Source organism: Leuconostoc kimchii IMSNU 11154, from assembly GCF_000092505.1.
In the GTDB taxonomy this organism is placed as follows: Bacteria; Bacillota; Bacilli; order Lactobacillales; family Lactobacillaceae; genus Leuconostoc; species Leuconostoc kimchii.
Window position 1 is genome coordinate 1,023,684 of record NC_014136.1, and the last position, 25,673, is coordinate 1,049,356.

The following is a 25,673-nucleotide window of genomic DNA, read 5'->3' on the forward strand; positions in this document are numbered from 1 at the left end:
GATGGTAACTAACGTAGATAACCCAATTTTTAAAAAATTAGGCATGAAGTATCCCATTGTTGAAGGTGGCATGACCTGGGCTGGTACAGGAGCCTTGGCAGCTGCTGTTTCTGAAGGTGGTGGTTTGGGATTTATTGGTACTGGCTACTGGCACGGTGAGGATGTACGTAAAGAAATTAAACGTGTCAAGTCACTTACTGATAAGCCATTTGGCGTTAATGTGATGCTACTTAGTCGGCATATACGCGAAGTGTTTGATGTGATTATTGAAGAAGGCGTGGCAGTTGTAGCCACTGGTGCTGGTGATCCGTCACCGTTCTTGGAAGAATTACACGCCGCTGGTATTATTGTTATGCCAGTTGTTCCGTCTGTTTCTTTGGCCCGAATGATGGAAAAAAAAGGTGTTGATGCCGTTATTGCTGAAGGTATGGAATCTGGTGGTCATATTGGTATGCTAACGACCATGACTTTAGTACCGCAAGTTGTTGACGCTGTTAATATTCCAGTTATTGCAGCTGGTGGTATTGGTGATGGTCGCGGTGTTGCTGCAGCATTTATGTTGGGTGCAGCAGGTGCTCAAATGGGTACGCGTTTCTTGACGGCCACCGAATCTGAAGTACACCCTAACTTTAAAGCTAAAATTATTAAAGCCAAGGACATTGACACGATTGTGACTGGAAATATCATGGGTAATCGTGCGCGTGTATTAAAAAATAAAATGGCTAAAAATTTTGTCAAAAATGAAGTCAATGAGCTGCAGAAAGAAAAACCAGATGCAGCGGCAATAGAAGCGCTTGAGTCAGGAACATTACGTCGTGCAGTACAAGAAGGCGATAAAGAAGGTGGCGCATTCATGGCTGGTCAAGTATCTGGCATGATTAGGGATGAAAAGCCGGCAGCTGATATTTTGTCTGATATATGGGCACAAGCAACTGATTTGATGGGGATTGAAAATAAAACACGAGTATAACAGCCGACAAATGTCGGTTTGGTTGTAAATAGATAGTATATGGGGTTCAATATGAAACTAGGTATCTTATTTAGCGGGCAAGGTGCACAACAAGCTGGTATGGGTTCTGATTTATATCAGGCTTTACCAGAATATAAAGCAACAGTTGATCAAGCCTCCGATATTTTAGGTTACGACTTACAAGCGGTGGCCAATGATGAGAACAAGATTAAACAGACAGCTTATGCACAACCCGCTATTTTAACAATGAGTCAAGCAATAGTCAATGCTTTAGGTACTGCCTTGCCAAAACCAGTAGCTGGATTAGGATTGAGTTTAGGTGAATATTCTGCTTTGTCAGCTAGTGGTGCTTTAGCGTTTGACCAAGCTGTAGCAATTATTAAAGATCGTGGTATTTATATGCAATCAGTTGGGGATGCTAACCCAGGTAAAATGGTTGCGGTTATGGGTGATAACCAAAAACTGGTTGAAGATGTCTTATCTGATTTACAATCAGAAGGCAAACGTGTTTACCCAGCTAATTATAATACTTTTGCACAATTGGTTATTGGTGGCGTGGCGGCTGACGTGGACATTGCGGTTGACGCATTGACTGCAGCTGGTATAAAGCGCATGGTAGAACTACCAGTGTCAGGGGCGTTCCATACGCCGTTGTTAAAGGATGCAGCATTACAGTTGACAACACGTTTAGCTGGTGAGACATTCAACGATCTGACATATCCAGTATACTCAAATACGACAGGCGAGTTGTTCACACCAGAGACATTGTTTGATACATTAACAAAACAAATCATCTCACCAACTTATTTTGCACAAGCCATGCAAAAAATGTTAGATGATGGCGTTGATACATTCTTAGAGATTGGCCCATCTGAAACATTGGTCAAGTTTGCTAAAAAAATTGCACCAAAAGAAGTTAAGCGTTATGCGATTACTGATATGGATAGCTTTAATACCGTACGTGATATCTTGCTAGCAGAAGGAAAGGAAGTTTAACATGACGGATTTTAAAAATAAAACAGTCTTAGTGACTGGTTCATCAAGAGGTATTGGCCTTGCTATTGCAAAAGCCTTTGATGCTGCTGGCGCAAATTTGATTTTGCATGCACGGTCAGAAATTAAGCCGGAAGTGTTGGCTGAGTTCCAACAAACGCCTCGAACATTGCAGTTTGATATTTCTGATGCAGAAGCTGCAGAAGCAAGTATCAAAGCATTGTATAAGCAAGAAGGTTTCGCGGGTATTGATGTATTAATCAACAATGCTGGTATCACAAAAGATCAGTTGGCCATGGCAATGTCTCCTGCTGATTTTGCTAATGTTGTGAATGTTAATTTAAACGGTACTTTCAATGTCACACAGCCTGTTTTTAAAAAAATGATTCGTCAAAAGCATGGTGCAATTATTAATTTGAGTTCAGTCGTTGGTCTGATGGGAAACATGGGCCAGGTCAATTATGCAGCTTCAAAGGCTGGTATTATTGGCTTTACGAAGTCTTTGGCAAAAGAAGGTGCACGACGTGGCATTCGCGTGAATGCCATTGCGCCAGGTATGATTGTTTCCGACATGACAGCAGTTTTGCCAGAAACAACGCAAAGTGAAATTTTGAAAAACATACCGTTGTCGCGTTTCGGTGAGTCAAGTGAAGTTGCCGAAGCCGTATTATTCTTAGCTGGTAGTGCTTATATTACAGGTCAAACCTTGACTGTTGATGGCGGTCTATATATTTAATTAAAGGAGAAACATATGTCACGAGTAGTAATCACTGGACTTGGTGCAGTTACACCACTTGGAAATGATACAGAAACATTTTTGAATGGTATTTTTAACGAAGAAATCGGGATCAAACCTATTACAAAATTTGACGCTTCAGAAACAGGTATTACGGTCGCTGGTCAAGTTGATGGTTTTGATGCGGCAAAGCGTGTTGGGAAAAGAGATGCACGTAAACTAGATTTGTTTTCTCAGTATGCGATTGATGCAGCGGACCAGGCATTGGAGAATGCTGGATTGAAATCACCAGAGGGTTCAGAAAATCCAACGACTGTTGAGGATCCTAATCGTTTTGGGGTTATCTTGGGAAATGGTATTGGTGGATTGACAACAATCCAAGAACAGGTTATTAAAATGCATGACAAGGGGCCACAACGTGTTAGTCCATTGTTTGTCCCAGAATCAATTCCTAATATGGTATCCGGTAATGTATCCATTCGTTTTGGTGCAAAAGGTGTCAATTATACAATTGTTACAGCATGTGCTTCGGCTACTAATGCGATTGGCGAAGCTTTCTGGCGTGTTCAATCAGGTAAAGCAGATGTTATGTTGACAGGTGGTTCAGAAGCAACTGTCAATGAAATTGGTATTGCCGGTTTCGCGGCATTGACTGCGTTATCAACAGAAGAAAATCCTGCTGAAGCTTCAAAGCCATTTGATAAAAATCGTCATGGTTTTGTGCTTGGTGAGGGTTCTGGTATTCTAGTTATCGAAAGTTTGGAACATGCACAAGCGCGTGGCGCAAACATTCTAGCTGAATTAGTAGGTTATGGTTCATCATCTGATGCGTACCACATGACATCACCAACGCCTGACGGCGAGGGTGCTGCACGTGCGTTGACAGACGCATTGACAGATGCGAAGTTAAAGCCTGAACAAATTTCATATATTAATGCTCATGGTACAGCGACTGGTGCTAATGATTCAGGTGAAGCACATGCCATAGCAACTGTCTTTGGTGAAAATTCATTACCTGTTTCATCTACAAAAGGTATGACAGGACACTTATTAGGTGCTGCGGGTGCTATTGAAGCTTTGATTTCAGTTGCTGCATTAACACGTGGTGAATTACCTGTCAATGTAGGTGTTGATGAACAAGATGATGACACACGTGTCATCAATTTAGTTACAAAAGAAAACAAGCACCAAGCACCAGAATATGTTTTGAGTGCAAATTATGGTTTTGGTGGGCATAACGCCGCTGTAATCTTTAAAAATTGGCACAATGAGGCTTAATCCATGAGTTTAAATATTAATGACATACATGAATTAATGAGTAATTTAGAGAATAGCTCATTACGCGAATTTAAAATAGTCGATGGTGATTTTAGTTTACATTTGTCCAAAAATGAAAATGCAGCAGTGGTTAACACCTCAAATGCGGTAGCAACACCGGCTGCACCATTACCAGCTGTAACGACTGAGACACCATCTGCTGATTACCCATTAGCGCAACCAAGCAATGAGGGCGTGGAAATTGTTGCACCAATGGTTGGTACGGTTTATCTCCAACCAAAACCTGAAGCACCGATGTTTAAATCAGTCGGGGATAAAGTTGCTGTTGGCGAAACCGTTGCCGTGATTGAAGCCATGAAATTGATGACAGAAATTCATAGTGACGTAGCAGGAACAGTTTCTAAAATTCTTGTTGAAAATGAAGAAGTTGTTGATTATAACAAGCCTTTGTATATTATCGATAAAGACTAAAATATGCGGTTTTTCCGCGTACATATTTAAAATAGGAGGAGATGTATAAAGCAGTATTAACACTAATGCTGTTTTATGCCTAAATAAAAATGACCGTATTAAATACCCAACAAATTATGGAAATCATACCTCATCGTTATCCAATGTTAATGTTGGATACAGTTGAAGAATTAGTTCCTGGAGAAAAAGTTGTTGCTTTTAAGAACATTTCAATTAATGAAGAAATATTCCAAGGACACTTTCCTGGTAATCCCACATTTCCGGGCGCATTAACCGTTGAAGCATTGGCACAAGCTGGTGCAGTTGCTTTACTGTCATTACCTGAATATAAGGGTAAAACAGCTTACTTTGGTGGTATCAAAAAAGCGCGTTATCGCCAAATGGTACGTCCAGGTGATCGTCTAAGACTAGAAGTGACAATTGAACGTCTTCGTGGACCAATTGGTACAGGTAAGGGGACTGTTTGGATTGGTGATAAAAAAGCAACAACTGCTGAACTAACATTCATCATTGGAGATTAACTGTGTTTAAAAAAGTATTGGTCGCAAACCGTGGCGAAATTGCGGTACGCATTATCCGAACATTAAAAGAAATGGGCATCGCATCAGTTGCCATCTATTCGACTGCTGATAAGGATAGTCTACATGTACAGTTAGCTGACGAAGCGATTGCTGTTGGTGGACCAAAGCCGAAAGATTCATATTTACATATGAAAAATATATTGTCTGCTGCACTTTTAACAGGTGCTGAGGCAATTCATCCGGGCTATGGCTTTCTATCCGAAAATGCTTTGTTTGCCGAAATGGTTGGCGAAGTTGGTATTAAATGGATTGGACCACGGCCAGAAACAATTGATCTAATGGGCAACAAATCCAATGCACGCGAAGAAATGAGAAAAGCGGGCGTTCCGATTATTCCTGGATCAGATGGTTTCATTCGTGATTTTTCAGAAGCCAAAGCGATTGCCGATAAAATTGGTTATCCATTATTATTGAAAGCTGCTGGTGGTGGTGGTGGTAAAGGGATGCGTTTTGTTTACCACGAAGACGAATTGTCAGAAAAATTTGATTCAGCTCAAAATGAAGCACGTGGTGCTGTTGGCGATGATCACATGTATGTTGAAAAAGTCATGGAAAATGTGCGACACATTGAAATGCAACTCATTCGTGATGACAATGGCCATGTGATTTACTTTCCTGAGCGAAATTGCTCATTGCAGCGTAATAACCAAAAAGTGATTGAAGAATCACCAGCGACTGGTATGACAACAGCTATGCGTCAACACTTGGGTGAAATCGTTACTAAAGCTGCCCAGGCAATTACCTATGAAAATACTGGTACAATTGAATTTTTACAAGACAAAGATGGTCATTTCTACTTTATGGAAATGAACACACGTCTTCAAGTGGAACACCCTGTCACAGAAATGGTGACTAATCTTGATCTGATCAAATTGCAAGTCATGGTCGCAGCTGGTTATGATCTACCATTAACGCAAGATGAAGTGGGTGTTGATGGGCATTCAATTGAAGTGCGATTGACAGCTGAACAACCTGCCAATCATTTCGCGCCAAGTGCGGGAACAATTGATTTTGTATTCTTACCTACTGGTGGACCTGGCATACGTCTTGACGCACCACTTTATAATGGTTACAAGGTACAACCATTTTACGATTCTATGATTGGAAATTAATCGTTAAGGGTAAGACACGTGAGGAGGCGCTGATTAAAATGCGCCGAGTGGTCGACGAAATTGTGATTCAAGGCGTGGAAACGAGCCGTGACTTTCAAAAGGCGTTGTTAGATGATCCACATGTACAAAGCGGTGATTTTGACACACGTTACTTAGAAACTGAATTTTTGCCACGCTGGGTACAAAGTTTGCCAAGTGGTGAATAATATAATACCGCGTATGGTGACATATGCGGTATTGTTGTATGAGAGATGCTTAGTCAGGCATTTTTAATTTATTATGAATGATTAGGAGACATATTTTAGCTATGGATTTATATGATAATCAAAAATCAACCTCGAAAATTAAGCGTGATGCTTCGGTTAACGATCGTATTCCAGATGGTTTATTTTTAGCTTGCCCTTACTGTGGTGTGCAACTATACAATAAACAACTGGGACGTTATCGTGTTTGTGCACACTGTGGTTATGGATTTCGCCTTCAGGCACGCGAGCGTGTTGAACAGCTAACAGAATCATTTGAAGAAATAGATTCAGAAATTGAAATGACAACACCAGTTTTTCCAGGTTATGCTGAAAAATTAGAACGTGCTAAATCACAAACTGGTTTAGGTGAATCCGTTTTGACAGGTATTGCCACGATTGAATCTGAAAAAGTAGCCTTGGGAATTATGGATTCATATTTTATGATGGGTTCATTAGGGACCATGACTGGTGAAAAAATTACCCGTTTATTTGAGTATGCAACAAGTCATTTATTACCTGTTGTGCTATTTACTGCCTCCGGTGGTGCACGAATGCAAGAAGGTATTAATTCATTGATGCAAATGGCTAAAATTTCGGCAGCTGTAGCGGCTCATCAAGAGGCAGGACTTTTATATTTAGTTGTCCTAACTGATCCAACGACGGGCGGTGTGACAGCTAGTTTTGCAATGCAAGGTGACATTACTTTTGCTGAGCCACATGCACTTGTTGGCTTTGCGGGGGCACGTGTTATTGAATCAACCATTCATGAAAAATTGCCAAAAGATTTCCAGCGTGCTGAGACATTGTTAGAAAATGGCTTTTTAGATCAGGTTGTACCGCGAGCTGATCTTAACAAAATGATTGCAAAAGTAGTCAAGCTGCATCGTGTAAGGGAGATTTAATATGGCTGTAAATATTGGATTAAAGTTATTTAAACGAGAATTAACGCCTGCTGAGATTGTTAAAAAATCTCGAGAAGATCGCTTTTTAGCCCATGAAATTATTGATGGTATTTTTACAGACTTTGTAGAATTACACGGTGATCGATTAGGTGGTGATGATTCGTCTGTGATTGGTGGTATTGCTGCTTTGAATGGCACACCAGTAACAGTTATTGTCATTGATAAGGGTGTTGATATTCATGATAAGTTGAGCAAACGAAATGGTTCACCAGAACCTTGGGGTTACCGAAAAGCACAACGTTTGATGCAACAGGCAAATAAGTTTCATCGACCTATTGTTACGTTTATTAATACACCAGGTGCTTTTCCAGGTAAAACTGCTGAAGCACAGGGTCAGGGCGAAGCAATTGCGCAATCTATTTTAAAATCTATGAAATTGACGGTTCCGATGATTGCGATTATATATGGTGAGGCTGGTTCCGGTGGTGCATTGGCTTTAGCAGCCAGCGATCAAGTTTGGATGTTCCAAAATGCGACTTATTCAATTTTGTCACCAGAAGGTTTTGCGTCAATTTTGTGGAAAGATAGTAAACGCTCTGATGAGGCAGCTGCAGTTATGGGGCTAACGCCAAAGGACTTGTTGGAGAAAAACGTCATTGAATATATTATTCCAGAATCACGCAACCATCCGCGTGTGTTTAATTTGATTCGTAAGCGTCTTGATGATGAGTTTAGAACATTAAATACGTTAACACCTCAGGAATTACTAAAACAACGACGTGACCGCTTTAGAGCGTTTTGATGTGTTATAATAGGTTGTAAGCTGATTAAATTTTGAATAAAATACATAGAACCATTGTATTTTTATTTTTGGGGTCGTTCTTGGAATTCGACAGGTCGTTTAGGGCATGGACTGCGTTTCGCCAACCGGGCGTAAAAACGGGCAGACTTTTTAACTGCAAAAAATGAAAACTCTTTCGCAATCGCTGCTTAAAACACAGTGACGCGTAACTTAATCTTGGTCTCTGACATCTAAGGTTAGGTCATAAAAGGTCAGATCGTGTATAATTTTACATCTGGAGATTATACGTTAAATTAATCAGATTAGTGACCAGTAGCTGCCTTGTGTTGTGGCGTAACTGGTTATGAAATTTAAATGACAGCACTATAAGCGTAGAGGTTCATGTACCGGACGGTTTGGACAGGGGTTCGAATCCCCTCGGCTCCACTAAGCATGTCATGGCGTTGCATCAGGTTTCAAAAACCTTGATGTAGCGCCTTTTCTTATGAAAAACGTTGCACTATATTGCATGGTATTTCAAGTAAAATAACACATTTTAACACAATAAAACCACGTTCTAACATGAGACAAGTAGAACGTGGTTTTATAGTCTTAAATATTATGGGCACGATGTATGATATTACTGATTATGACAAAAGGGCATTTAATGTTCAGTTCAAACGTAATAAACTGTCCTGATTTATACTACCAAACAATTAATAATTACAATGGACTATATAACTTCTAAATTTGTAGAACAGTTAGTTTAAAACAAGTACAGAAACTGATAAATATGTAGCGAATAGTAACCATAATAAGTAAGGGACTAATAGCAGCTTAATGGGCCGCCTATCTATCCAGATAATAGCCATAACCAAAATATCCATTACCACGATCATTATGGTAGCGAATAGAAAATTTGAAAACGAGAAGAATACAACGGTCCAAAATATATTTAATGTTAGTTGCACATACATATAGGTATAGAGTATGTGTCGATTGTTCTTCACAAAACTTAGGTTAGCACAATAAATGCCAAGTAAAATATAGAGTAGGCCCCATGCTGGCCCAAACAGCCACTTTGGTGGTGCTAGTGGTGGTAGAATTAAACGTACCATATATGTCGCCTATTGACAGACCACGTATCCATTCGACACTGAATGATGACAATGTGCCGAGAATTAAAATAGCTACAATAAATGCTATGGATTTTAGTGTGACAGAATTTCTCTTCATGTTATAATTCTCTTTCAGTTTCACGCACTCATAAACTATCAACTACTAAAAGTCATATCAAGTTGTTCATTTATTTTGTCAACTTGGTGATGCTTTTTCAAAGTTATTATTGCTTACTATGTCTAATAATAAAAAAAACAATCAGCTCACTAAGCCATACGATGGCAAAAAATATGAAAAGCACGCCTATGTTTAACAAGCGTAGCTTAGTGTTCATGACAGCTCCCGTACCGTCAATGTGACGTAGCCACAGAAAAATACTAATGATTAGAAATAGCATGACGCTACTGATATTAAAACTTAGCCAAGTGTTGTGTCTCATAATTGTTCTCCTAATACTTATGTTGCTGATGTACGCGATGCTTTTTTACTTCAGAAAATCTACGATGAAGCTGATAATAACAAAAATGAGCAAAAAAGTACCAAAATACTTTTGAATTTTTTGGCGTGGGTTTGGTTTTTTAGAAGCTCTAATTAGTAGGGCACCAGATAGTAAAAAAATAATTTGTAATGCGGTGCTCATGTCGTCCCCTATAATGCTTTTAACGTGGTTCTGCACGTGTGTCGTATTTTAATAAACTCTAGAATGCTTTAAACGTTATGATATAAGTGTATATAAAATTATCAATATTTTTATACACTTATATCATACCAAACAAAGCCACCTATTTAAAGGCGGAAACGAATCAACAGGATTGTAACTTGTACGATTATTATGTATACTGTCTAGTAAGTATTAATAGGAGAAATATAGTGGTAACAATAATTTATTGGGTCGTTATTTTGACTTTACTCATCACAGGCCTGTTTACAGGATATCGCAGTTATCGCTATGCGAATTTAAAATTACATTGGTATACTTACCTATTGTATATTGCTATATTTTTAAGTTGGCTAACTGTCACACCACAATTTAATGTTAATTTCTTTGTGAATTTGATTGTCGTATTTGCAATTTTATTTTTAATGACTACGATGCAACGCCAATCTTAAATAAAGTAACAAAAAACGACCTGATTAGGTCGTTTTTTGTTACTTTATGATAATGTTCTATGTGACATGATACTATCATGTCCTAAGAGTATCTGTTCAATTTCTGATGCAAATAAATTTCTTGGAATGGCTCGTAAATGCTTGAAATAGGGGATTTTGCGTAGCTTAAAAGCAATTAATCCAGGTAAATAAGAGGATAAACGGTCATGATCGAAGATAATACCAGGATAAACCATAAACGCCCGTTGCGATAATTTAGTTGCTGCCATTTGTTCAACAATTGATTTAGCGTTTAAATAGGGCTTCATGAAAAAAGGACCAGTATTAGCCGAAACAAATAGGAAATTTGGGCGCTTCTCTTCTAATAAAACATCTATAATCTGCTTAGCTGGTGAAACACTGTTCTTTTGATATGACTGATGTTTTAAAGGGTTAGGAAATAAAATACCAACTGCATCAATAACCCAATCGGCATCAGAGACAATAGCACGCCACTGTGTGGGGTCACTCAAATCAACGGCATGGTAAGTTGTGGTGTCTTGGTTGTTAGGTGAAAATACATGACGCGATATGCTGTGGACATCGAATAATTCCGGAGAAAGATGTTTGATTAAGCCTTGACCGACAAATCCAGTTCCTCCGACGATGACAACCTTTTGTTGTGTAAATTTGTCCATATGGTTCACCTTTCTGGTCAGTCATTGGTGTCCCAATCAATGCTGCCACTATTGCTATTGTACCAAAAAGCTGGCGTAATATAAATGACTACCTGAAAGGTGCAAAAAATGAGTTATTAAAGAGGAATTCCGAGCAGCATCGATTATTTATCTTTATCTACTTCTTCAAATTGACCATCAAACGTACGATCTGTTGCATGGTTTTTGGGTGGTTTTGTGAAATTTTTTCTGATCCAAAAGGCTAATACAATTAATATCAACACACCGACAACAGCAAAGAAATTTTTGATAACAAACGTGACTAATAGTACCAGAATAATGGCTAATATCAATCTAGAAACGATACCAAATGTATTGAAGAAAAGCGCTGCGAAAAAATAAATAATGAGAAACAAAATTAAAAGTGGCATAACAAGTAGATTAAGCATAGGAGACCTCCATTTTTTAGTGCATGATTGAAAAATTATAATAAGTTGGTTGCTTTTTGTGTATTTGCAAAATGTAACTTAGCATAGTGACGTAATGATTTACCTTGTTTTAACAGTTGTGCAGCGACTTGATCGACCTCACGACCAGCACCGATAGGTAAAACAATACCAGCTTCTTGACTTAGAGAAGCCATAGAATCCAGCTCAACGACTCGTGCCAGAATTGAAGCGGCTGCAACGCTAAGATGGTACTGTTCACCTTTTGTTGTGAAGTAAACATTTTGGCGAATAATGTGTTGCTGCTTAGCACGTTGCAAATAGTTAAAGTATGTACTTTCTTGTGCAAATTGATCAATAAGGATACCATCGGGGCGTGTCGGGTCTATTTTTTCTAACACCTTGCCAAGGACAAAATTGTGAGAAATTGCTTTGAGCTGATTCACGTTATTGGTTGGTTGCAATTGATTATACTTCTCAGGCATTAAATTAACAACATGGTGTGGTAGGCGCGCAATAATTTCTGGTGCAATTTGTCTCATTTTGTCATCAGTTAATGTTTTAGAATCAGCGATACCTAATTGTCGCACCCATTTAAGGTCTCGTTGGGACACAAAAACAGCAGCCGTGGTGAGTGGCCCAAAATAAGCACCAGCACCCACCTCGTCAGAACCAAGCACGGACCAATTGGAAAAGTCCTCAGGTAAATGGTTACCAGGGCGGGTGATTGTTTTATTAACTGACTGGATTGTTTTCGGTTTGGCAGGTTGCCAAAGTGCCGCTTCTTGTGAGAATCCCGGGCCTTGAAACATCACTTTACCAGACCGGTAGCCAGTAATTGTCGTACGACTATTTTTTGCTGAAAAAATGGCACCGGCAGGTAGTGATAGTGTCTGATTTTTAGCATAGTAGTTAGCCATTTTTTGAAGTATTTTAGGTGTCACTTGTATAACTGTTTGCATATACTAAGTATATCAGTTTTTGTTAGTAGAAATATGGTGTATAATTGATTAAATATACTGAGGGAAAAAACGATGGTTACTCAAAACGAAAAAAAACACTTTAAAGCTAATTTAGCTGGAAAAGATTATACAATTTCAGGGCATGCGACACTAACACATGTGAAAGCAACCGAAACCTTGTTTAACAAACAATGGCAGCAAATTAAGACTGTTGCCCCAAACTTATCACCTTATGATCAAGCCGTATTATTAACTTTTAATACGCTCTCCGATCAGTTATACAAGCAGGCGGAAATTGACCAATTGAAAGCACAAGTTTTAACATTACAAGAGGCTTTGGAGCAAGAGAAAAAAACGCAAAAATCTAATTTGAAGCGTGGTGCCAAGAGTGCCATTGGTTCAATCATTGATGATGCTAAAAATGAAAGTCAAGCGCGAGCAACTGATAAACTATTCAAGCAAGGAACACATGTATGATACTACTAATTATTGGCTTTATTTTTATATTAAGCTGGGTTATTTCTGGGTACCGTCACGGTCTCGTTAATGGCCTGCTACGATTGGCACTTTGGTTTATTGTTTGGTACATCGCTATTAAGTTTGCTAGACCAGTTGGTGCTGTGTTAACTCAGTTTGTTGATGGCCAATTTGTTCGTACAGGGGTGCCCCAGCATGTAGTCAACCAAGGCTCACAATTTTTGGCCTCGGGATTAGTCTTTAGCTTACTCATTATGCTTGGTGGTACAGTCAGTCATTATGTTTTACGCTCGTTAAAAATCATTCGGCATATACCACTGTTAGGATGGGTTGATGGCGCTCTTGGTGCCTTTTTGTATGGGGCAATTGGTATGGTAATTGCTTTTTTTGCTTTGGAATTACTGTCAGTTGTGCCTAATGTTTGGATACAAGATCAATTTTTAAATACACCGGAGTTGAACCGGTTACTTGATAACGCACCTTTTTTTGCACAACAAATCTATCAATGGTGGTTATGATAGGCTAATATTTAGAAATTAAAGATCGCAATATGTAGGTGTTGGAGCCCACAATAATCATGAACAAAAAAGTATTGAAAACCTTAGAATACGACAAAATCAAGTTACAATTACGCCAGTTTTTGTCAACACCTGTTGGCTTACAAGAGGCAGAGAATTTATATCCTGAAACAAATATTGAAACTATTAACTATTGGTTGCTTGAAACTGCCGATGGTGTTTTAATTGATCGCTTGAAGGGCGGCATTTCACTGACGAAATTAGCTGATATTACCACACACCTTAAGCGATTAAACATTAGTGCCAGTTTAAGTGCAACTGAATTATCAGAAATCAGTAATGTCTTACGTAATACGAATAGCGTTGTTAATTTTTTTGCTCAGATGAGAGATGAGGCAATTGGTGAGTCGTTACAAGTGTTGCCAGAACAAGCAGCGCGTTTAGTTTCATTGCCTGATGTTACCCGCCAAATACAACGAGCAATTGATGTCACTGGTCGTATTAATGATGAGGCTTCTTTTGATTTAAAGGCCATTCGTGGCAAAATTACAGGTCATGAGCAAGCGGTTAAAAATAAAATGCAAGCCTATACTAGGGGCAAGTCGGCACAATATTTAAGTGACCCAATTGTGACAATTCGTAGCGATCGTTATGTGCTGCCAGTTAAAGCAGAGTACCGTAATCAGTTTGGTGGCGTTGTTCATGATCAAAGCCAAACAGGTCAAACGTTGTATATTGAACCACAAGTTGTTGTTGAACTTAATAATAAATTAAGTGAGTTGCGAGTGAAAGAACATGCTGAAGAACAACGTGTGTTACAAGAATTATCTGCTACGTTGATGCCTTATACTTCAGAGTTAGCGCAAAATGTGACTATTTTAGGCCATTTTGATTTTGTTAATGCAAAGGCACGATTGGCGGCACAATTGGATGCTATGCAGCCAATTGTTAATATGAACAACTTTGTTGATTTACAACAAGCGTGGCACCCGTTGTTGGATAAAAATATTGCTGTTGCAAATGATATCGCTTTGGGAGAGGACTATAAAGCCATTATCATCACAGGACCAAACACAGGTGGTAAAACAATTACGATTAAAACACTAGGGTTGTTACAGTTGATGGCCCAGTCAGGTCTGTTTATTACGACAAAACGGCCTTCAACCGTCGGCGTTTTTAATGAGATTTTTGCAGACATTGGGGATGAACAGTCAATTGAACAAAGTTTATCCACATTTAGTTCGCACATGGCAAACATTGTATCGATGATTGATCAAATCGATAGTCGTACCTTAGTTATTTTTGATGAACTTGGCGCAGGAACAGATCCATCTGAAGGCGCTGCATTGGCCATGGCAATATTGGACAAAGTGGCTAGTTTAGGTGCTTATGTCATTGCGACAACACATTATCCAGAGCTGAAACTATACGGTTACAATCGACCCGAAACGTTAAACGCATCCATGGTTTTTGATGTCGAAACATTGCGGCCAACTTATCAATTTCTAATGGGTGTTCCTGGACAGTCCAACGCATTAGCAATTGCCAAAAGGCTAGGTTTGGGGCTAGATGTTATTGGCGCGGCAACGTCGCTTACTGATAAATCAGATCAAGATCTAAACCATATGATTCTTGATTTGGTAACACAACGTGATGCGGTTAAAAAGCACAATTTGGAATTAGAATTACGCTTAAAGACAACAAAAGAGCAATCAGAATCACTGGCTGAAGAACGACGACAATTGGAACAAAAGCGTGCACGCATTGTTTTGGATGCTAAAAATGAAGCTAATCATATTGTAGCAGCGACAAAAAAACAAGCCGATCAGTTAATATCAGAAATTCGTAAAGAACGCTTAAATGCGGGTCAACAAGCAGGAAAGCTAAGTGAACAAGATTTGCAAGCTAAAAAAGGCCAGCTAGATAAACTGAAACAAAACGGTAGTTTAGAAAAAAATAAAGTTCTCCAAAAAGCTAAGCGTGCTAAAGCATTAGCTGCTGGTGATGAGATTGTGGTAAAGTCATATAATCAACAAGGTGTCTTAGTTAAACAGCATAGTAATGGCCAATGGGAAGTTGAAATGGGCATATTAAAAATGTTAGTTGACGATGACGATATTATCAAAACTGAAGCAACAGCTAAGGCGCAACAGGTCAAAACTAAACAAAAGAGACAAAAAGTGGCTAAGACAAGTATAACAGGCGGCTCATCACGTCGCACGGCTAGCGCTAACTTAGATTTGCGAGGCGTACGTTACGAGGCCGCCATAGCTGAACTTGATCGTTACTTAGATACTGCTGTTTTAGCAAATCTTGGCGCCGTAGAGATTATTCATGGCAAAGGGACAGGCGCATTACGAAAGGGCGTAACAGAATTTTTGCGTTCAGACCGACGTGTCAAATCATTTCATTTTGCAAACGCAAATGCTGGCGGAGACGGCGCTACAATTGCTGAACTCACTTAATTAACATAGAGTAGAAGACGTATGGCTAACGTCTTCTACTTTTTTACCACCAGCATAGATGTTTTTGTGTGATGAAGAAGCATACAGATGTAATGTGGTAAAATGATTAATAATAGTAAGTTTAAAAGTTATTCGATCAGGTTATGATGTTAAAATAACAAATACAAATATCAGGGGGCTGAGATATTAGATGCCAGAATTACCAGAAGTTGAAACAGTACGTCGTGGTTTAGAAAAATTGATTATTGGAAGCCAAATTAAACAAGTTAAGTTACCGTATCCCAAAGTGATTACAGGTGACTCACAGGCATTTGTAACGGGTGTTTTAAATGCAACGTTTCACGCAATTGATCGTCGAGGTAAGTATCTATTATTACGGTTATCTAATGGGCATACCATTGTGTCACACTTAAGAATGGAAGGACAATATTCTGTTGAACCACTTGGTGCACAGCCGTATAAACACACCGAAATTATTTTTGAATTAGATGATCAGCGCGCTATTTTTTATAATGATACACGGCGCTTTGGTCGTATGGTTCTGACAACGACAGATCATGAAACAGATGAAGTCCAGTCTCTTGGAAAGTTGGGACCAGAGCCGACTGATGTGTCACTCACGTTGCCCTATATGATAGATATTTTTTCACGTTCCAAGAAACCGGTTAAAAGTTTTTTGTTGGATCAAAATAAAATTGCTGGTATTGGTAACATATATGCAGATGAAGTACTATGGCAAAGTAAAATTCACCCAGAAACACCGGCCAATGAGCTGTCTGAAATTGAACTGGCAACCTTGCGTCAGAATATTATCAGTGAAATGAAAATGGCAATTAAAAATCATGGCACAACAGTACACAGTTTTAGCAATGTATTTGGTGAGGTTGGCCAATTTCAAAATAAATTAGAAGCTTATGGCCGTGTTGGTCAACCATGTCTCCGTTGTGGTGAGCCATTGGTGAAAATAAAAGTAGGTCAACGCGGCACAACATATTGCCCCGTTTGTCAAGTGAAGTATTCTAGGAGAACTAATGAAGTCAGTGGAACCAATTAGTATTAGTGGTGTTAAGCGTGAGGCACGCGAATTGTATCATGGCCATTTTAAAACTGCAATTAAGATTAATATTATTCCAATTATCACAACAGTGTTAGCGACATTGGCTACGGGAATACTTGTCTATTCAATTTTTACCAATCTTTCCGCTACGGTCGATGTTCCAGTTGACAATACAGATACTGGTTTAACTCAAATTTATTCTATTTTAAGAAGTATCTTAAGCGACGCCGTGCAGTTGCTATTCCTGTGGACGGCCAGTTGGACATTAATTGATTGGTATGAAAGCCCTAAGGATACACCGAGTCTAAAGGACAGTTTTCAGCTCTTTAGACGTGGGAATGTTTGGCATACTTTTCTGCTTGCACTTGTACAAAATATGTTGCTATTTTTATGGACGCTGTTGTTCTTTATTCCAGGTATAGTCAAAGGTTTTTCTTATTCTCAAACTTACTTTGCTTATAAAATCGATATTGAGAATCACACAAGGCAACCACAATTAACAGATTATATAACCGTTAGTCGTCGGATAATGGCCGGTCGTAAGTGGGAGCTGTTTTTGTTAGAATTAAGCTTCATAGGCTGGCATTTGTTGGGTATACTTACTGCTGGGTTGGCTTATATCTATGTGGTGCCTTATTTGAATGCAACACGAGTAGCTTATTCACGACATTTATTCACTTTGGCAATGACAGAGAGTGTGGCAAAATAATATGTTGATTGTTGGGTTAACGGGCGGCATTGCTACTGGAAAATCGACTGTTAGTCGGACATTACGAGAGGCTGGTTTTCCCGTTGTTGACGCTGATGTCGTGGCACGCGAAGTAGTTGAACCAGGGACACGAACATTAGAAAAAATTAAATTAGCTTTTGGGCCAAATATTATTGAAAACGGGATTCTGAATCGTGATAAATTGGGGCGTATTGTGTTTGGTAATCAAGCTGAATTGACACGATTAAATACAATTATGCAACCAGCCATTCGGTCAACGATGTTGGATAAAATTGCTTTTTGGAGAACACAGCAAATTCCCATTTTAATTATTGATATACCACTTTTGTTTGAACGTGGTTACGATAAGAAAGATATAATCGATAAAATTGTTGTCGTTCATACGACCGAAGCGATTCAAAAATCACGTTTGGAAGCCCGGGATGGGTTAGACAGTACTCAGGCGCAAAATCGTATGAAATCCCAGATACCAATAGCCGAAAAAATCGCTGGTGCTGATTATATTTTGGACAATAATGGTGATAAGATGTCTTTAGCAGTACAAATTGAAAAATTGATAATAGAATTAAAGGAAATTGCTCCAAAATATGACGCAAAATAACAGCACAATTGAATTTCATGCAACAGCGGGTGCTTTTTTTCAAGCGGATCATTTGATTACGCCTGATGATTTATCACGTGTTTTTAATTTGTACTTGCCTTTTATTGGTGCAACTAGTTATGCGTTGTATCATTTATTAGTGAACGAATTACCTTTTAATCACGAACAACTCAAGCGCCAAGATCATAATTTTATTATTGATAGTTTGAATATCAGTTTACCCAATTTTGTCAAATGTCGCCGGCGTTTGGAAGCTGCTGGATTAATGAAAACGGTTTATGAAAAAGATGCCATGGGCGAGGTTTATGGCTATCGTTTGTTAACACCTTTGGCAGCTGATAAATTTTTTAAAGAACAACTATTATCTGGTTTGTTGTATAAATTTGTTGGTGAAGAGCGGTATTTAATACTTGAAAAACGGTATGGTATACAAGGGCAAGTCAAACTCACCGGTAACGATATTTCAGCAAGATTTTTACAAGTTTTCCAAAATCAAAATGATTTAAGTGTACCGACAACACCATTAGTTTATCAAGATGCAACGATACAGCCAGATGCATCAACTTTTAAATTTGATGATTTTTCAGAGATGATTCGTGGCGCACATATGGCTACAATAGTGTCACATCGTAATTTTCTAGTTGCAATGCACATGACGTATGGTGTTGATGAGGTGACGCTTGCGGGGGTGGTGAACCAAAGCATCACATTAGATACGCATGAAATTAATGAGCAAGAGGTGCAACGTCTGTTGAGACAACAAGTGACGCGTCATGTTTCTGCCAATAAAGTGGCATCCGAACCGGAACAATTACAAAGTGTACCTGAAATTAAAAATACAGAAGCCCGTGCTTTGATTGAAATAGCGCGTACGACAAATGCACAAGAATTTTTAGGGTATGTGAAAACAACGTTAAAAAGTGGTTTGGTACTCAAAAAAGAACGTGATTTAGTGGATTATTTAATAGCGCAAAGTACACTACCAATGCCGGTCGTTAATATTTTGGTACACTATGTATTAATTGGTTTACAAAATGACAGTTTAAAAGCTGCTTTGGTGACAACAATTGCTGATTCATGGACGCAAAATCGGGTAGATACCCCTGAAAAAGCATTAATTCAAATTCAACAACGTCAAAAGGCAAACCAAGAACGTCAAGAGAAACGATTCAGTCGTCATGCGAGACCTGAAAAAACAACACCAAAATTTGTAACTAAACCAGGTACAGATAATGGTAATGAGACGGTATCAAATGCAACTGTTGAAACTGACAGTGCCGCTGCTGCTTTAGCAAAGCTGAAGAATATAAAGACGAAAAACTAATATGCAAAATTTAGCAGAAGTATTAAAAAAAATACAACAGAAGTATCCTAAAATTGAAGAAACAAAGTTAGCTGAGGTTGTGCAACAAATTGCAGACGATGAAGATGTGCGTCTTTTTTGGGAAGCGCATCAAAATGAATTACGTCAAGACGCGTTTCAATTAACAATGATGGATCTTCATGAATTTATACAACAAAAGCAACGATTGGCTCGTGGGGAAAAATCACTTTATCCAGGCTATTATCCAGAATTAGCCATTGAAAAGGGTTATCCTCATGTTCGCTACGTTGCTGAGAAATCCACAAAGTTGCAACTCATGCAGGCAGAAAAATTGACATTATATAAAATGCCAAAGGCTATTCGCGATGCTGATTTACAAACTATTTCAGTTGATTCAGGCCGAGCAGGTGTTGTCACTGCCATTGTAGATATTTTGACACGTTTACTTGAGAAAAGTGATACGTATGTTCGCGGTCTTTATTTGTATGGTCAATTTGGTGTTGGAAAAACATATTTGATGGGCGCACTAGCCAATGCCTTAGCGGCGAATAGTATTGGTGTTATGCTTATTCATTTCCCATCTTTTGCGGTGGATTTAAAGAACACCATTGGTAGAGATAATACCAATCGTGAGCGATTAGTTAACCAAGCAAAAACGTCGCCAGTTTTGATTATTGATGATCTTGGGGCCGAAAATTTAAGTATGTGGATTCGTGATGACATTCTCGGTGTTATTTTAGAATATCGCATGCAAAATGAGTTAACGACATTTATAACATCAAATTTTGATATGGATGAGATGGAAAAATATTTATCCGAAACACGCGATGACCGTGATCCAGGAAAAGCTGCACGGTTAATGCAACGTATTAAATTTCTCACACAACGCGCAGAAGTCAGTGGCAAAAATCGACGGTTAGAGCATTGACGTTTATTAAGCGAACAAAAAAATATTGGTTTGTTGGTTTAGCAGTCATGTTGTCATGGTTTTTTTTACGGCATGATGCGTTATTGTACGCCAATCCAGTTGGTCAAGTACAGCATGTCAGTGACAAGGCAACGCAAACAGTAACTGATGAACATAACAATTCAGATGTGATTCGAACGCAAGCACTAACCATTCGATTACTGAATCGTCAAGGGACAATCAAAATATCAAATACTTATGCACAGTCCCAAGTTATTTCTAATAAATATCGTGTTGGGGATCAATTACTTTTAGAAAACATTGACGGCAATATGCATATTTTATCATTAAAAAGGGATGCTGTTGTGGGTGCGTTAGCAACGTTACTTGTTGGCTTGCTAGTTATTTATAGTAAGTGGCGAGCGACAAGTTGGTTATTGCTCAGTATGTTAATCAATATTGGTTTATTTGGTGTTGCTGTTGCTTTAAATGTTCACGCAAAAAATGCCAATGTTTTTTTACTATTTAGTGTATTGGCTGTATTATTTGCAACAGCTAGTTTGGCGCTCGTATTAGGTAAAACGCTACAAATGGCAATTACGTTATTAACGACACTAACGACAACTGTGCTGACAATTGGCCTATTGATAATTGTTTTACGATTCACAAATAATGCGGGTGTTCATTTTGAAACGATGTCGTATGTCACGCAAGTACCAGTCACATTATTTATGGCACAGACGATTATCGGTGTTCTAGGTGCTGTAATGGATGAGGCAGCAGACATCGTGGCTATGCAATTTGGCATGCAACGTGAAAATGCGACACGGCATTTTTCTGACTATTGGCACGCAGGTATGTCAGTTGGTCGCGATATTATGGGGACATTAATTAATGTGCTGTTCATGATATTTATCGCGGAAACGTTGCCAATGGTTTTTTTGATGTTACGTAATGGCAACCATTGGACTTATATTATGGATCAAATCATGAATTTGGGCATCTTGCAAACAGTTATTTCCGGTATTGGCATTGTTTTAGCAGTTCCTGTAACTAGTGCATTAGTTGGCTGGATTATGTCAAGAAAGGTCGGTACCCAATGAATGCAATTGGACTCTTGGTAATCATTTTATTCATACTCATGGTTTTTGTTGGTAAAGGCCAGGGCGTCAAGGCGTTTTTAGGGCTGTTATGTAATTTTTTGGCTATTTTTATATTAATTATCTTGATTAATTGGCAGTTTAATCCGTATATTGTGACAAGTATTATGAGTTTGATTATTTTATCTGTCGCGATTTATTTGGGAGCGGATAATATCAATGTTACAAATATTGCATTTAAAACCAGTGTCATTGTTGTTGCAATTATCATGGCCCTGACAATTCTTATTCAGTACTTTGGTCAGTTTCAGGGCTTTACAACGGAAAACTCGGAAGAACTAGAGGGGCTCTCCTTAACGGTAGGTCTATCATTTAGTCATATTGCAATGATTGCGATGATTATTTCTGTTCTGGGCGCAGTTGCTGAGGCGGCTATGGCAATAGCTGCAGATTTAACAGAAGTGATTGAAAGAACACCAAATATGACGAGCATAAGATTATATGCCCATTCACGTATTATTGGTGGGCAAATACTAGGCACGGCGATTAATACATTGTTTTTTGGTGTGTTGGGTGCCAACATACCGTTATTAATTTGGTTTGTTCGGTTACGTTACCCTGTTGCAATGTTTGTTAATGCAAAATTATTAATGGTAGAAGTGGTAACAATGTTGCTGGGAATGTTAGGTATTTTATTAAGCATCTGGGTAGCCAGTTGGCTAATTGTACGAACGCATGTTAAACAACAAAAAGTGGTGATGAAAAATGAAAGAAACGTTTAATCTCATTGAAGAGATCACAAGGAATGATGGTTCAATTTATTTTGAACTGGGGAATATTACACATAATGGTCGTTCAGAATATGCGGCAGAGCATGGTTATATTAAGAGTGTTCGGATTTTAAAAATGAATATAGCACGTTCTTCTGCAGTTGAAGCCTTGGAAAACTATATTAATACACACTATGATTTGTTACCGTTAGAATATGATGGTTGGGAAGAATGGCAACGGACACCAGAAATGTCCGAACATATGACACAAATCTTATTGGAAAATAAATTGGCCTAAGAACCTTATTTGGTCTTAGCTAGGTTGTAAGGTATAATAAAGTTAGTGAATTCTGAAAGGAGACCTATTTTGTTATTGACTTGTACGAGTATTGATAGCAAAGTAGGCAAAAACATATGCGTTCAGTGTTTAATCAACCCGAAGCGGTAGTTCTTGCTTCCAAGCATCTCACAGACGGTACAGGTAATTTGAGATGGATATATCGTGAATTAGCGCCTACGCTATCACAGGACACTGGTTGGTTATTGTTTGCGGACAATGACACAGCTAAGTGGAATGAAGATTCCGATAATTTCGTACCTATTGTTATTCAAACGGCACTAGCCATCGAATCCAGTTTGGAAAATGTCTTGGACTTACCTTATGGTACCGATCTGATGTTAGATAAACGCGTCAATACAACAGGCTGGTGGGATCCTAAAACGCATACACCTGTTTGGTTATCTGACGGGACGGTGCAACCAAACATTACGATTTCTGATGGACAGGTCATTGAAAATAACGAAAGTTAACAAAGTGTTTGTAATTTAAGTGATTTTCACATATAATTATAAATGTTGTGATGTTTGAAAAAACAGCAAGTTGTTATTGATCATCAATCGTTGGCTGTTTTATCAGATTAATGAAGCAAGTCACTGGTGTTTATAATGGTAATATAGCCAAGTGGTAAGGCAACGGTCTGCAAAACCGTCATCGCCGGTTCGACTCCGGTTATTACCTCTAAAAAAGCAACAGCATTGTCACCAATTTAGTGACAATGCTGTTGCTTTTTAATTTAATTTTTTTAGTGTTTGCCGTGTATACATACCAAGACGCAAGTTTTCCGAAATTTTCTTAATATTGGTTTGCCATAATAGATATTGTTGACGATCTACTTTTTTTAATGCAACGGATAAATCGTCTAAATTATCAATAACCAATCCAATATGAGACGTCACAATCAACTGGCCCAGAGCGCTTTGGGACCACGCAATTAATGGTAATCCAGCACGTAAGTACAAGCTTGCTTTATGTGGTGCGTTGTATTTTGTATAGGTTTGATAAGTTTTATCATCAAAGTCGTTATCCCAGATTAGACCAAAACCATCATATAGATGAGACACGATCCGATCGGGATCAAAATTTCCTTGATAGTCAATTGTAGTTGGTAGATTGATATGTTGCCATTTTTTTGGTTTTGAGCCAAAAAGTGTTAACTGCGGCCCGGTATATGTTTGTAACCATGGTGATTTTTGAAATGTTCCAGCAAAATTTATCCGATGGCTGAATTGCGCCACTGGAACCGGATGACTAAGATAATCAAAAAATGATTGTATGATAAACTGACTTGTGATGCCTGCTGCCTGTAGACGTTTTTTCATAGCTTCAGAATGGACAATGATCGTATCATATCGATTTAACACGTCAAATTCCCAAGTACTTGTTTTGTTTAAGCGCAAAGGTTCAATGTCATGAATTAAAACAGCGGATCGTATTTTATTTTGGTTCAATTTTGTGACAAAGGCGTTTTCTAAATCAGCGCTCATATAGGTTGGAAATTGATGGAGAACAAGATCATTGGATTTGACAGGTGTTAGCCACTCATTAAGGTGTGTCATACGGGTGTCATCGCTATATCGTGCATCATTATAGCGATAGATTGGTAGTGATGTCCAACCAGAAGCAACAGCAATGTCAGCATAATCAGATTTTGCTTTTAATGCGCCTAAAGGCATCCAAGGTTCAATTGTATGGGTTATAAAATGTGTCATAATCTTATTCTACCAAAATCCGAACCATATTTGATAAAAACTTAAAAATAACGAACTAAAAATAAAATAAAAGTATATTGTTCGCTTTTTATCTCACGTTTTAATTGTTTTATCATGGTTCTCACTTTTAAATAGCGCATAATAAAGATATAAATTTGAGAGGAGAGTATGAGTGAGTTTTGACACTCATACATCATATTATTATGCAGCGTTCAGCACAGATTGGTATCGGTATTTTAGCAATTGCAGTTATTGGTGGCGGTATTTATGCTACTACACGAGGTGGGAAACAAGCTACCTCTAAAAATAATTATACTGTTGCATTAGTCACAGACAGTGGTGGCGTAGATGATCGTTCTTTTAATCAATCAGCATGGTCTGGATTAAAAGCCTATGGAAAAGATAGCCAACTTAAACAAGGCACAAAAGGTTTTAATTATTTTCAAAGTACAGATGCATCAGATATTAAGACAAACCTTCAAACAGCTGTAAAAGGTGGTTACAAATTAGTTTACGGTGTTGGATTTACTGCAGCCCCTGCAATGACAACAGTTGCTAAGGCAAACCCAAAAACTAATTTTGCGATTATTGATGCTGTTGTGCCTGAAAAAAATGTTGCCTCTTTGATGTTTAAATCAGAACAGTCGTCTTATTTAGCAGGAGTGGCTGCTGCAAAGCAAACTAAGTCGCATACGATTGGTTTTATTGGCGGCATACATGGGGATATTATTGATACTTTTGAGGCTGGATTTAAAGCGGGTGCAAAAGCAACTGATCCTAATATTAAAATAGTAACACAATATGCTGATTCATTCGCAGATGCGGCTAAAGGCAAGACGATTGCAGCTTCAATGATAGCTGGTGGTGCTGATGTTATTTTCCAAGCTGCTGGTGGTACGGGTTCTGGCGTATTTTCTGAAGCAAAGGCGACAAATCAAAATCTAACAGCTGATTCAGATAAAAAAGTTTGGATTATTGGTGTTGATATGGACCAAAAGCAAGATGGTGCCTATACAGCAAAAAATGATGTGAAATCTAATTTCACACTCGTTTCAGCCATTAAACGTGTTGATAACGCTGTTAAGGAATTATCAACACAAGGCCGTGATGGTAAGTTCCAAGGTGGTAAGACAGTTACCTATGGTCTCAAAGAGAAGGGCGTTGACTTAGCTAAGGATTCGGCTTCAGATAATGTATGGTCAGCAGTTAAGACGGCTCAGAAAAAAATTATTTCGGGCGACATTAAAGTGCCAGTACATCCATAAGGTAGTTGTTTCTATACGGTTAAGTTTTAGCCAGTACAAGAGTGTATA

At 38.5% G+C, this 25,673-nt stretch carries 28 protein-coding genes, 1 tRNA gene, 1 other RNA gene and 1 pseudogene; 25 read left to right on the plus strand and 6 right to left on the minus strand.

What is annotated here, in order from left to right; genetic code table 11:
- Position 1 precedes the first annotated feature (1 nt).
- The 10 genes and pseudogenes from LKI_RS05570 (at position 2) to ssrA (ending at position 8,519) form a co-directional block, all read left to right on the plus strand.
- A complete protein-coding gene (locus tag LKI_RS05570; RefSeq protein ID WP_013103191.1) occupies positions 2-970 on the plus strand; it encodes a nitronate monooxygenase in 969 nt (322 codons plus the stop codon).
- Positions 971-1,021: 51 nt separating this feature from the next.
- A complete protein-coding gene (locus LKI_RS05575) occupies positions 1,022-1,966 on the plus strand; it encodes an ACP S-malonyltransferase (RefSeq protein ID WP_013103192.1) in 945 nt (314 codons plus the stop codon).
- Between the two features lies 1 nt (position 1,967).
- Positions 1,968-2,699 carry a beta-ketoacyl-ACP reductase gene (locus tag LKI_RS05580; RefSeq protein WP_013103193.1) on the plus strand — a complete coding sequence of 244 codons (732 nt, stop codon included), beginning with the start codon at positions 1,968-1,970 and terminating at the stop codon, positions 2,697-2,699.
- Between the two features lie 15 nt (positions 2,700-2,714).
- Positions 2,715-3,977 carry a beta-ketoacyl-ACP synthase II gene (fabF, locus tag LKI_RS05585; RefSeq protein ID WP_013103194.1) on the plus strand — a complete coding sequence of 421 codons (1,263 nt, stop codon included), beginning with the start codon at positions 2,715-2,717 and terminating at the stop codon, positions 3,975-3,977.
- A gap of 3 nt (positions 3,978-3,980) precedes the next feature.
- Positions 3,981-4,448 (plus strand): acetyl-CoA carboxylase biotin carboxyl carrier protein, encoded by a 468-nt coding sequence (gene accB / locus LKI_RS05590; protein ID WP_013103195.1) that lies wholly within the window; start codon positions 3,981-3,983, stop codon positions 4,446-4,448.
- 89 nt (positions 4,449-4,537) lie between these two features.
- The gene (gene fabZ / locus LKI_RS05595; protein ID WP_013103196.1) at positions 4,538-4,969 is read left to right on the plus strand and encodes a 3-hydroxyacyl-ACP dehydratase FabZ; all 432 of its coding nucleotides are present in this window, start codon (positions 4,538-4,540) and stop codon (positions 4,967-4,969) included.
- A 2-nt stretch (positions 4,970-4,971) separates the two neighbouring features.
- Positions 4,972-6,347, plus strand: a pseudogene (gene accC, locus LKI_RS05600) (acetyl-CoA carboxylase biotin carboxylase subunit).
- A gap of 101 nt (positions 6,348-6,448) precedes the next feature.
- On the plus strand, positions 6,449-7,288 hold the full coding sequence (locus LKI_RS05605; protein ID WP_013103199.1) for an acetyl-CoA carboxylase carboxyltransferase subunit beta: 840 nt from the start codon (positions 6,449-6,451) through the stop codon (positions 7,286-7,288).
- A gap of 1 nt (position 7,289) precedes the next feature.
- A complete protein-coding gene (accA, locus tag LKI_RS05610; RefSeq protein ID WP_013103200.1) occupies positions 7,290-8,090 on the plus strand; it encodes a carboxyltransferase subunit alpha in 801 nt (266 codons plus the stop codon).
- 70 nt (positions 8,091-8,160) lie between these two features.
- Positions 8,161-8,519, plus strand: a transfer-messenger RNA (tmRNA) gene (gene ssrA, locus LKI_RS10755).
- Between the two features lie 311 nt (positions 8,520-8,830).
- Here the strand turns inward: ssrA and LKI_RS05615 are convergent.
- Both LKI_RS05615 and LKI_RS05620 read right to left on the minus strand, forming a co-directional pair.
- A complete protein-coding gene (locus tag LKI_RS05615; protein ID WP_013103201.1) occupies positions 8,831-9,187 on the minus strand; it encodes a TspO/MBR family protein in 357 nt (118 codons plus the stop codon).
- Between the two features lie 224 nt (positions 9,188-9,411).
- Entirely contained in the window at positions 9,412-9,627 is a 216-nt protein-coding gene (locus LKI_RS05620) for a DUF3923 family protein (protein ID WP_013103202.1), read from the minus strand.
- Between the two features lie 431 nt (positions 9,628-10,058).
- Here LKI_RS05620 and LKI_RS05625 point away from each other — a divergent pair, with 431 nt between their 5' ends.
- Entirely contained in the window at positions 10,059-10,298 is a 240-nt protein-coding gene (locus LKI_RS05625; RefSeq protein WP_013103204.1) for a hypothetical protein, read from the plus strand.
- A gap of 44 nt (positions 10,299-10,342) precedes the next feature.
- Here LKI_RS05625 and LKI_RS05630 read toward each other — a convergent pair whose 3' ends face one another.
- The 3 genes from LKI_RS05630 to rnhC all read right to left on the minus strand — a co-directional run bounded on the left by LKI_RS05630 (position 10,343) and on the right by rnhC (position 12,362).
- A complete protein-coding gene (locus LKI_RS05630; protein ID WP_013103205.1) occupies positions 10,343-10,975 on the minus strand; it encodes an NAD-dependent epimerase/dehydratase family protein in 633 nt (210 codons plus the stop codon).
- A 143-nt stretch (positions 10,976-11,118) separates the two neighbouring features.
- Entirely contained in the window at positions 11,119-11,403 is a 285-nt protein-coding gene (locus tag LKI_RS05635) for an AFWIR motif membrane protein (RefSeq protein WP_013103206.1), read from the minus strand.
- 35 nt (positions 11,404-11,438) lie between these two features.
- The gene (gene rnhC / locus LKI_RS05640; protein WP_013103207.1) at positions 11,439-12,362 is read right to left on the minus strand and encodes a ribonuclease HIII; all 924 of its coding nucleotides are present in this window, start codon (positions 12,360-12,362) and stop codon (positions 11,439-11,441) included.
- Positions 12,363-12,434: 72 nt separating this feature from the next.
- Between rnhC and zapA the strand changes: the two genes are divergently transcribed.
- From zapA to LKI_RS05705, 13 genes are all read left to right on the plus strand, one after another.
- Positions 12,435-12,839, plus strand: a complete 405-nt coding sequence (gene zapA / locus LKI_RS05645; RefSeq protein WP_013103208.1) for a cell division protein ZapA — start codon at positions 12,435-12,437, stop codon at positions 12,837-12,839.
- Positions 12,836-13,357 carry a CvpA family protein gene (locus LKI_RS05650; RefSeq protein WP_013103209.1) on the plus strand — a complete coding sequence of 174 codons (522 nt, stop codon included), beginning with the start codon at positions 12,836-12,838 and terminating at the stop codon, positions 13,355-13,357. The genes zapA and LKI_RS05650 overlap by 4 nt, the downstream gene beginning before the upstream one ends.
- Before the next feature lie 59 nt (positions 13,358-13,416).
- The gene (locus LKI_RS05655; RefSeq protein WP_013103210.1) at positions 13,417-15,822 is read left to right on the plus strand and encodes an endonuclease MutS2; all 2,406 of its coding nucleotides are present in this window, start codon (positions 13,417-13,419) and stop codon (positions 15,820-15,822) included.
- A 190-nt stretch (positions 15,823-16,012) separates the two neighbouring features.
- Positions 16,013-16,876 carry a bifunctional DNA-formamidopyrimidine glycosylase/DNA-(apurinic or apyrimidinic site) lyase gene (mutM, locus tag LKI_RS05660; protein WP_013103211.1) on the plus strand — a complete coding sequence of 288 codons (864 nt, stop codon included), beginning with the start codon at positions 16,013-16,015 and terminating at the stop codon, positions 16,874-16,876.
- Positions 16,854-17,588 (plus strand): DUF975 family protein, encoded by a 735-nt coding sequence (locus LKI_RS05665; protein WP_013103212.1) that lies wholly within the window; start codon positions 16,854-16,856, stop codon positions 17,586-17,588. The genes mutM and LKI_RS05665 overlap by 23 nt, the downstream gene beginning before the upstream one ends.
- Before the next feature lies 1 nt (position 17,589).
- On the plus strand, positions 17,590-18,210 hold the full coding sequence (gene coaE / locus LKI_RS05670; RefSeq protein ID WP_013103213.1) for a dephospho-CoA kinase: 621 nt from the start codon (positions 17,590-17,592) through the stop codon (positions 18,208-18,210).
- Positions 18,197-19,534 (plus strand): replication initiation and membrane attachment family protein, encoded by a 1,338-nt coding sequence (locus LKI_RS05675; RefSeq protein ID WP_013103214.1) that lies wholly within the window; start codon positions 18,197-18,199, stop codon positions 19,532-19,534. The genes coaE and LKI_RS05675 overlap by 14 nt, the downstream gene beginning before the upstream one ends.
- A gap of 1 nt (position 19,535) precedes the next feature.
- On the plus strand, positions 19,536-20,462 hold the full coding sequence (gene dnaI / locus LKI_RS05680; RefSeq protein WP_013103215.1) for a primosomal protein DnaI: 927 nt from the start codon (positions 19,536-19,538) through the stop codon (positions 20,460-20,462).
- The gene (locus tag LKI_RS05685; RefSeq protein WP_013103216.1) at positions 20,459-21,544 is read left to right on the plus strand and encodes a YibE/F family protein; all 1,086 of its coding nucleotides are present in this window, start codon (positions 20,459-20,461) and stop codon (positions 21,542-21,544) included. The genes dnaI and LKI_RS05685 overlap by 4 nt, the downstream gene beginning before the upstream one ends.
- Entirely contained in the window at positions 21,541-22,323 is a 783-nt protein-coding gene (locus LKI_RS05690) for a YibE/F family protein (protein WP_013103217.1), read from the plus strand. Before LKI_RS05685 ends, LKI_RS05690 begins: the two co-directional genes overlap by 4 nt.
- Positions 22,307-22,609, plus strand: a complete 303-nt coding sequence (locus LKI_RS05695; RefSeq protein WP_013103218.1) for a hypothetical protein — start codon at positions 22,307-22,309, stop codon at positions 22,607-22,609. Before LKI_RS05690 ends, LKI_RS05695 begins: the two co-directional genes overlap by 17 nt.
- 116 nt (positions 22,610-22,725) lie before the next feature.
- Complete coding sequence (locus tag LKI_RS05700; protein WP_013103219.1) at positions 22,726-23,121, plus strand: immunity protein Imm33 domain-containing protein; 396 nt, start codon at positions 22,726-22,728, stop codon at positions 23,119-23,121.
- A 137-nt stretch (positions 23,122-23,258) separates the two neighbouring features.
- Positions 23,259-23,329: transfer RNA gene (locus LKI_RS05705), tRNA-Cys, on the plus strand.
- A 50-nt stretch (positions 23,330-23,379) separates the two neighbouring features.
- Here LKI_RS05705 and LKI_RS05710 read toward each other — a convergent pair.
- Entirely contained in the window at positions 23,380-24,360 is a 981-nt protein-coding gene (locus tag LKI_RS05710) for a sugar transferase (RefSeq protein WP_013103220.1), read from the minus strand.
- A 203-nt stretch (positions 24,361-24,563) separates the two neighbouring features.
- Here LKI_RS05710 and LKI_RS05715 point away from each other — a divergent pair, with 203 nt between their 5' ends.
- Positions 24,564-25,625: a BMP family lipoprotein gene (locus LKI_RS05715; RefSeq protein ID WP_013103221.1), complete on the plus strand. Its 1,062-nt coding sequence runs from the start codon at positions 24,564-24,566 to the stop codon at positions 25,623-25,625.
- Positions 25,626-25,673: the final 48 nt, after the last annotated feature.

Coding starts and splice junctions, on each gene's coding strand:
- zapA (WP_013103208.1), top strand. CDS start 12,435: ATGGTTACTCAAAACGAAAAAAAACACTTTAAAGCTAATTTAGCTGGA.
- LKI_RS05635 (WP_013103206.1), bottom strand. CDS start 11,403: ATGCTTAATCTACTTGTTATGCCACTTTTAATTTTGTTTCTCATTATT.
- LKI_RS05620 (WP_013103202.1), bottom strand. CDS start 9,627: ATGAGACACAACACTTGGCTAAGTTTTAATATCAGTAGCGTCATGCTA.
- accA (WP_013103200.1), top strand. CDS start 7,290: ATGGCTGTAAATATTGGATTAAAGTTATTTAAACGAGAATTAACGCCT.
- LKI_RS05715 (WP_013103221.1), top strand. CDS start 24,564: ATGCAGCGTTCAGCACAGATTGGTATCGGTATTTTAGCAATTGCAGTT.
- LKI_RS05690 (WP_013103217.1), top strand. CDS start 21,541: ATGAATGCAATTGGACTCTTGGTAATCATTTTATTCATACTCATGGTT.
- LKI_RS05575 (WP_013103192.1), top strand. CDS start 1,022: ATGAAACTAGGTATCTTATTTAGCGGGCAAGGTGCACAACAAGCTGGT.
- LKI_RS05675 (WP_013103214.1), top strand. CDS start 18,197: ATGACGCAAAATAACAGCACAATTGAATTTCATGCAACAGCGGGTGCT.
- LKI_RS05650 (WP_013103209.1), top strand. CDS start 12,836: ATGATACTACTAATTATTGGCTTTATTTTTATATTAAGCTGGGTTATT.
- fabZ (WP_013103196.1), top strand. CDS start 4,538: ATGACCGTATTAAATACCCAACAAATTATGGAAATCATACCTCATCGT.
- LKI_RS05665 (WP_013103212.1), top strand. CDS start 16,854: ATGAAGTCAGTGGAACCAATTAGTATTAGTGGTGTTAAGCGTGAGGCA.
- fabF (WP_013103194.1), top strand. CDS start 2,715: ATGTCACGAGTAGTAATCACTGGACTTGGTGCAGTTACACCACTTGGA.
- LKI_RS05710 (WP_013103220.1), bottom strand. CDS start 24,360: ATGACACATTTTATAACCCATACAATTGAACCTTGGATGCCTTTAGGC.
- rnhC (WP_013103207.1), bottom strand. CDS start 12,362: ATGCAAACAGTTATACAAGTGACACCTAAAATACTTCAAAAAATGGCT.
- LKI_RS05700 (WP_013103219.1), top strand. CDS start 22,726: ATGCGTTCAGTGTTTAATCAACCCGAAGCGGTAGTTCTTGCTTCCAAG.
- LKI_RS05580 (WP_013103193.1), top strand. CDS start 1,968: ATGACGGATTTTAAAAATAAAACAGTCTTAGTGACTGGTTCATCAAGA.
- accB (WP_013103195.1), top strand. CDS start 3,981: ATGAGTTTAAATATTAATGACATACATGAATTAATGAGTAATTTAGAG.
- LKI_RS05570 (WP_013103191.1), top strand. CDS start 2: ATGGTAACTAACGTAGATAACCCAATTTTTAAAAAATTAGGCATGAAG.
- LKI_RS05695 (WP_013103218.1), top strand. CDS start 22,307: ATGAAAGAAACGTTTAATCTCATTGAAGAGATCACAAGGAATGATGGT.
- coaE (WP_013103213.1), top strand. CDS start 17,590: ATGTTGATTGTTGGGTTAACGGGCGGCATTGCTACTGGAAAATCGACT.
- LKI_RS05630 (WP_013103205.1), bottom strand. CDS start 10,975: ATGGACAAATTTACACAACAAAAGGTTGTCATCGTCGGAGGAACTGGA.
- LKI_RS05655 (WP_013103210.1), top strand. CDS start 13,417: ATGAACAAAAAAGTATTGAAAACCTTAGAATACGACAAAATCAAGTTA.
- dnaI (WP_013103215.1), top strand. CDS start 19,536: ATGCAAAATTTAGCAGAAGTATTAAAAAAAATACAACAGAAGTATCCT.
- mutM (WP_013103211.1), top strand. CDS start 16,013: ATGCCAGAATTACCAGAAGTTGAAACAGTACGTCGTGGTTTAGAAAAA.
- LKI_RS05605 (WP_013103199.1), top strand. CDS start 6,449: ATGGATTTATATGATAATCAAAAATCAACCTCGAAAATTAAGCGTGAT.
- LKI_RS05615 (WP_013103201.1), bottom strand. CDS start 9,187: ATGGTACGTTTAATTCTACCACCACTAGCACCACCAAAGTGGCTGTTT.